This window comes from Candidatus Nitrosopumilus sp. (assembly GCF_029882185.1).
Taxonomy (GTDB): Archaea; Thermoproteota; Nitrososphaeria; order Nitrososphaerales; family Nitrosopumilaceae; genus Nitrosopumilus.
Map to the genome: position 1 here is coordinate 1 of NZ_JAOULD010000061.1, position 6025 is coordinate 6025.

The window sequence follows — 6025 nt, forward strand, 5'->3', positions numbered from 1 at the left end:
TAGATTCTGTTAAATCTGAAAATCTCCAATTACGAAATTATATTTCACTAGTTTCTGCAGAAACCGAATTATCCCAAAGACTCTCTGAAATAAAACAAAATTTTGCAAATTTTCCTGATTTGGAACGACTAATCGTACCTATTTTTGACAGGATTTCAAAAATAAAATCAGAAAAAGAAGTTTTGGCCACTGGATTGAAATTGAGCTGATTCGTGTTACTATGATGATTGAGTGACACAATGAAAAGAACAAAATTCATCTTTCATACTATAAAATTCCCTACCGCAATGCCTACATTCCTTAATGGTTCTCATATAGTATAATGCACATTTCTGGCATAAAGGATCGATCATTTTCTTAATATGGTGCCAAATATTTTTTCAGTAATCTAGAGTTTCCTTCATTTTCACGATTGTTTAAATCAGGTAAAAACGAGAATACATCATGGCAACACAAATGACTTCTGCTCGACGAGGAGTAGCTACTGATGAAATGAAACAGGTGGCAAAAGATGAAGATGTTTCTCTTGATTGGTTAATTCCAAAAATTGCAAAGGGTTCAATAATTATTCCTAGTAACAATGTAAGACCTCAAAAAATTCACAATGTTGGAATTGGGAAAGGGCTAAAAACAAAAGTTAATGTGAATATTGGAACTTCAACATTAAATGTAAACATTGATGAAGAAATTGAAAAAGCTAAAGTTGCAATAAAATATCATGCAGATACCATAATGGATCTTAGTGATGGTGGAGATGTTAAAAAAATACGACAAACTCTTTTAGATGTTGCACCTATTACTTTTGGAACTGTTCCTATCTATGAGGCTTATAATTATGGGGTAGAAGTTCACAAAAATCCTTTGAATTTAACTGAAGATGATTATCTTAATGCATTTGAAAATAACGCAAAAGATGGAGTTGATTATACTACTGTACACTGTGGAATAACAAAAGATATTGCAAAAAGAATTCTCAAAGTTCAAAGATATGGTGGAGTTGTAAGCAAGGGTGGAACAATTACCGCTGCATGGATGTTAAAGCATGATAAGGAAAATCCATACATTACTCATTATGATTACATGATGGAAATTGCCAAAAAATATGATGTCACATTTAGTCTTGGTGATGCACTAAGACCAGGCTCAATTTTAGATTCTCATGATGAATTGCAAGTTCAAGAAATGATTAACATATCTAGATTAACAAAACGTGCACACGAACATGATATTCAAGTGATGGTTGAGGGGCCTGGTCATGTCCCATTAAATGAAGTTGCTGCAAATGTAAGATTGGCAAAATCGTTAATTGGAGATGTTCCATATTATGTACTTGGTCCATTAGTGACTGATGTTGCATCTGGACATGATCATATTGCAAGCGCTATAGGAGCTGCTGTTTCTGCAAGTGAAGGTGTGGATCTTTTATGTTATCTTACTCCTTCTGAACATCTGGCATTGCCAAATGCTGAAGAAGTAAAAGCTGGATTAATTGCATATAGGATTGCAGCTCATGCAGGTGATCTTGTAAAGATTCGTGATAAGGTCATCAAATGGGATATGGAGATGACTGAAGCTAGACGTACATTGGATTGGGAAAAACAACTTGCCTTGTCTATTGATCCTGAAGAAGCTGCTAAAATTCATAGCAGAACAGGACAACATCCTGGTAATAATGTTCCATGTACCATGTGTGGTGGTGCTTGTGTGTATATGATGCTGCCACAACAGAAAAAATATGAAAAAGAAAATAAAAACTTACAACAAGTTGAGTAAAACTTTTTGAAGACTAGGTACTGTTTCATACTTGTCCAAATCCTCTATGGTGATCCATCGGAACTCTGAATTTTCCCAATTTAGTTTAACCATGGGATCTTTTGATTCAAATAAAAATGGAAATATTTTCCATTCGTGATTTTTGTATTGAGGGGAATTAATTTTCATTTCTTCTGTAGTTTTAATTAATGTGATTTTATCTTCTGTTATTCCAACCTCTTCAAAAATTTCAATTTTTGCTCGTTTGAGTGGTTCTTCATCCTCTTCAATAATTCCACTAATTCCTGCCCATAACCCTTTCATGGATTTTACTTTGTCACTTCTTTTTAGGATTAATAACTTATCATCATTTCTAATGAATGATGTTACAATCTTTGTTGAGAACATATCTGCTATTTTTCAACTGCTTTTACCATTTTTGTTAGTTTTTTGTATGATTCGTTAATGTCTGTATGTTTGGCAAGTCTTTCTTGACAGTCTTTGATATATTCTATCACTTCTTCAGTCTTTGACTCTTGTACAGATGTTAGTAGTCTGCCGATGTCTTTCCAGAGTTCCTCTGCAACTCTGCGAATTTCTGGATTTGCAATGATAGTTTCAATCAACTCTGGGGATTCTGTCATGATGCTTTCTGCCAATGTTTTTTGGACTCTGAAAGTTGTTCCTGACATTTTTTCAGTCAGATTCATTTTTTCATCTTTTGAAATAATATTTGCAAATACTAGGTTCATTAAATGAGTTAATCCTAAAATCACTGCAATCTTTTTGTCATGTTCAACTGCATCGATTGTAACAAAGTTTGCTCCATCAAAAAGTGTTTTTGCAACCGTCAATTCTTTTTTAGCATCTCTAATTGGAATGGAAATAACATTTTGACCCTTAATTGATTTAGTTCCTGGGCCAAACATTGGGTGTATACAAATTGGATTAATTTTAGTTGGCATTTTTGATAATGATGAAACTACTTTGGATTTTTCTGATGATATTTCAATAAGATATGTTCCTCGTTTCATTTCTTTTGCAATTAATCTGATTATTTCTGGGGTTCTTCTTGTTGGTGTACACAAAACTACATAATCAGCTTTCAAGATTCCTCCCACTAGTGATTCTGCTACTTTGATGTTTTTGCCTGAAATCTTATTTTCTGAATCATATCCTGTCACTTCAAAACCTTCATCTGCAAAATATTTTGCAAACCATTGACCCATTTGACCTCCTGCACCTACCACTGTGATCTGTTTCATTTACTCTCACTCATAATGTTGCCAAGTATATTCATTCCTTCGATCAATGTTTCTTCATTTTGACATGCAGAAAGCCTGATAAAATTCTTATAATCTCCAAATCCTTCCCCCGGGGCTACTGCCAAACCTTTCTCTAGCGTAGCATTGGCAAATTGAACTCCGTCGAATCCTTCCTGGTTAATTCTTGCAAAAAGGTACATTGCTCCATCTGGAACCATAAAATCTAGTCCTATTTCACTTGCTTTTTGTGCCAATACATCTAGTCTTTTTTGTACTGTATTAGTATTGTTGGATGTGTCTGCTTCAAGTGCTTTCATGGCTATGTATTGTATCGGTTCTGAGACATTTGTCAGACATAGTGCCTCTAATTTTGCCATTTTCTCAATTATTTTTGAATCTGCAATGGCAAAACCTATTCTAAACCCTGTCATTGCATGTGATTTTGAAAATGATTGAGTAACAATACTTTTTTCATAATTGTAACTTAGAACGCTCTTCCAACTAATTTTTGCATATTGTGAATAAATCTCATCACTTAACACATAGAGATCATTCTTCTTTGCAATTTCGATAATACTGTCTTGTAATTTTTCATTTAATATCTTCCCTGTTGGATTGTTTGGATAATTAAGCACAATCATTTTTGTATTTGAATTAATTGTGTTTTTGATTTGCTCTAATGAAGGTTCCCATTTGTCTTCAAAAGTTGTATTGATTGTTCTAACCTTGATTCCTGAATTTAATGCACATTCTTTGTAAGCTGGCCATGCAGGCTCAATCACAATCATTTCATCCCCTGGGTTAAGCAGTGTTGTAATTGCTGTAAAAATTGAAAATCTAGCTCCTGGACTTACTATGATATTTTCTTCTTTGACATTTGTATTGAATTTTTTGCATACATATTTTGCAAGCGTATCTCTGAACACTGGCATTCCTCTAGATTGGCCATACTTTAGAAATCCTTTATCAAATACTTCTTCTAATGCATCCTTTACAATCTTTGGCGGTAGAAAGTCAGGTTCTCCAACTTCCATATGGATAATTTTTTTTCCTTGTGATTCCAGTGATTTTGCTTTTAAAAAAATTGATAGGTGTGTTTGTTTGTTTACTGATTGAACTTTAACTGATTCATTTAACAGAAAATTCAAAAATTTTGTAGCAATTGATTCATCAAGTCCAATACTTTTAGACAATGAAATCACTTTTGCACGTAGGCTATCTTCTCTTGTTTCATCTGTTACTCCTTTACCAATATTTTTTTTGACTTCTCCAATCTCTTTTGCAATGTCTGTTCTACTTTTCAACAACTTTATCATTTTTAGAGTGACATCCTCCATCTTATTACGAAGATCATCTATGTCTGACATTTTCTTATAATGTTGGTTTAATTGCTCCTGAAAGTAGGGCATGATCTGCTATAGTTAATGCTACAAGTGAATCCACTACTGGTGGTGCTCTTGGAACAACACATGGATCGTGTCTTCCTTTGACTTGAAGAATCGTCTCTTTCCTTGTTTTGATGTCTATTGTTTTTTGTTTTTGAGCAATAGATGATGCTGGCTTGAAAGCAATTCTCATGGTTATTGGCATTCCATTTGAAATGCCTCCTAGAATTCCTCCAGATCTGTTTGTTTCTGTAACTATTTTTCCTTTTTTCACTGTGTACAAGTCATTGTTTTCTGAACCGTAAAGTTCGGAACCTGCAAATCCTGAACCAAATTCTATCCCTTTTACGGATGGAATTGAGAAGATGGCTTTACTTAAATCTGATTCTAATGAACTGAAAATTGGTTCGCCTAATCCTACTGGAACGTTTGTTGTAACTGATTCAATAATTCCTCCAAGTGAATCTCCTTTCTTTCTGGCATCTAGAATATTTTCTCTCATTAGTTTTGCTGTTTTGTTTTCAGGACAACGAACTTCATTTTTATAAATAGAATTAATCATTTTTTCATTAAATTCCCTTTCCATCTTTGTTTTTCCAATTTGTGTTGTAAATGAACTTGTTTCAATACTTAGTGTAACTTTAAGTAATTTTCTTGCAATTGCACCTCCCATCACATGTGTTGCAGTCAGTCTTCCAGAAAATCTTCCTCCTCCTCTATGATCATTGTAATGATTGTATTTTGTCATGGCCGGATAATCTGAATGACCTGGCCTTAGTTTTGTTTTCAAATTTTCATAATCTTTTGATTTTTGATCACTATTCCAAATCACCATTGTGATTGGAGCTCCTGTGGTATATCCTCTGAAAACTCCTGAAATTATTTCAACCATGTCTCCTTCTTTTCTTTGAGTAGAAATAAGATTTTGTCCTGGCTTTCTAAGGTCTAACATTTTCTGAATGTCTTTTTCATCGAGTTCCAACCCTGCTGGACATCCGTCTAAAACTGCTCCGATGGATTTTCCATGGCTTTCACCAAAACTTGTTAAGACAAGACGCTGACCTATAGAACTTCCTGGCAACATACTTTCAAGGTTTGTCGATGTTTATAATTCCTCATCCTGAAATTTCCTGAAAATTTCCTTGATTGGATTGCCTATTTTGGCAGTTTGGTATGCATGTTTAAAAATTATATAAAAATTAAATAAATTATGAAATAATTATAATATATTCTTAAATATTAGAATTACAGGTATAATATATGAAAAATCATGTAAATTATAACAAATGATTTGCGCGGCTCTGCGAAAAATACATGTTATCGACGCAAAAGCGTTGTGGGTGAGGAGAATGCTTTTCACCCTATACAGGGTCGCGCCTTTTATCTCTCAAAGTTTTTTTTGAAAAATTATTTTATTCGATTTGGATTTTAGCACCCATACGATTCATCTCTTCTACAAAATTTGGATATGACACTTTAACTGATTCTGGATCAGTTACAGTACAATTTCCAACATACATTCCTGCAATGCAAAAAGCCATGAACAATCTGTGATCTTCTTCTGAATTCAAATCAGCACCCCTAATTTTTTCAGATGCCTTTAAGATTAATCCGTCTTCTTTT

At 33.7% G+C, this 6025-nt stretch carries 6 protein-coding genes and 1 pseudogene; 2 read left to right on the top strand and 5 right to left on the bottom strand.

The features are described 5' to 3' along the window. Both OEW78_RS09550 and thiC read left to right on the top strand, forming a co-directional pair. Positions 1-209: hypothetical protein (locus OEW78_RS09550; RefSeq protein ID WP_300327071.1), on the top strand; the 209-nt coding region annotated here is incomplete at its 5' end. 235 nt (positions 210-444) lie between these two features. Beyond that, positions 445-1773 carry a phosphomethylpyrimidine synthase ThiC gene (gene thiC / locus OEW78_RS09555; RefSeq protein ID WP_300327072.1) on the top strand — a complete coding sequence of 443 codons (1329 nt, stop codon included), beginning with the start codon at positions 445-447 and terminating at the stop codon, positions 1771-1773. Here the strand turns inward: thiC and OEW78_RS09560 are convergent. The 5 genes and pseudogenes from OEW78_RS09560 to OEW78_RS09580 all read right to left on the bottom strand — a co-directional run. Beyond that, entirely contained in the window at positions 1756-2160 is a 405-nt protein-coding gene (locus tag OEW78_RS09560) for an NUDIX domain-containing protein (RefSeq protein ID WP_300327073.1), read from the bottom strand. The two genes, thiC and OEW78_RS09560, sit on opposite strands and share 18 nt — an antisense overlap. Positions 2161-2165: 5 nt before the next feature. Beyond that, positions 2166-3017 (bottom strand): prephenate dehydrogenase/arogenate dehydrogenase family protein, encoded by an 852-nt coding sequence (locus OEW78_RS09565; RefSeq protein ID WP_300327074.1) that lies wholly within the window; start codon positions 3015-3017, stop codon positions 2166-2168. Continuing rightward, positions 3014-4384: an aminotransferase class I/II-fold pyridoxal phosphate-dependent enzyme gene (locus OEW78_RS09570; RefSeq protein WP_300327075.1), complete on the bottom strand. Its 1371-nt coding sequence runs from the start codon at positions 4382-4384 to the stop codon at positions 3014-3016. Before OEW78_RS09570 ends, OEW78_RS09565 begins: the two co-directional genes overlap by 4 nt. 4 nt (positions 4385-4388) lie before the next feature. Next, positions 4389-5486: a chorismate synthase gene (aroC, locus tag OEW78_RS09575; RefSeq protein WP_300327076.1), complete on the bottom strand. Its 1098-nt coding sequence runs from the start codon at positions 5484-5486 to the stop codon at positions 4389-4391. A 328-nt stretch (positions 5487-5814) separates the two neighbouring features. Continuing rightward, a pseudogene (locus tag OEW78_RS09580) lies at positions 5815-6025 on the bottom strand (3-phosphoshikimate 1-carboxyvinyltransferase); the annotation flags it as partial.

What these genes read in the sequence shown, in the direction of transcription:
- thiC (WP_300327072.1), top strand. Translation starts at nt 445, where the DNA reads ATGGCAACACAAATGACTTCTGCTCGACGAGGAGTAGCTACTGATGAA.
- OEW78_RS09560 (WP_300327073.1), bottom strand. Translation starts at nt 2,160, where the DNA reads ATGTTCTCAACAAAGATTGTAACATCATTCATTAGAAATGATGATAAG.
- OEW78_RS09565 (WP_300327074.1), bottom strand. Translation starts at nt 3,017, where the DNA reads ATGAAACAGATCACAGTGGTAGGTGCAGGAGGTCAAATGGGTCAATGG.
- OEW78_RS09570 (WP_300327075.1), bottom strand. Translation starts at nt 4,384, where the DNA reads ATGTCAGACATAGATGATCTTCGTAATAAGATGGAGGATGTCACTCTA.
- aroC (WP_300327076.1), bottom strand. Translation starts at nt 5,486, where the DNA reads ATGTTGCCAGGAAGTTCTATAGGTCAGCGTCTTGTCTTAACAAGTTTT.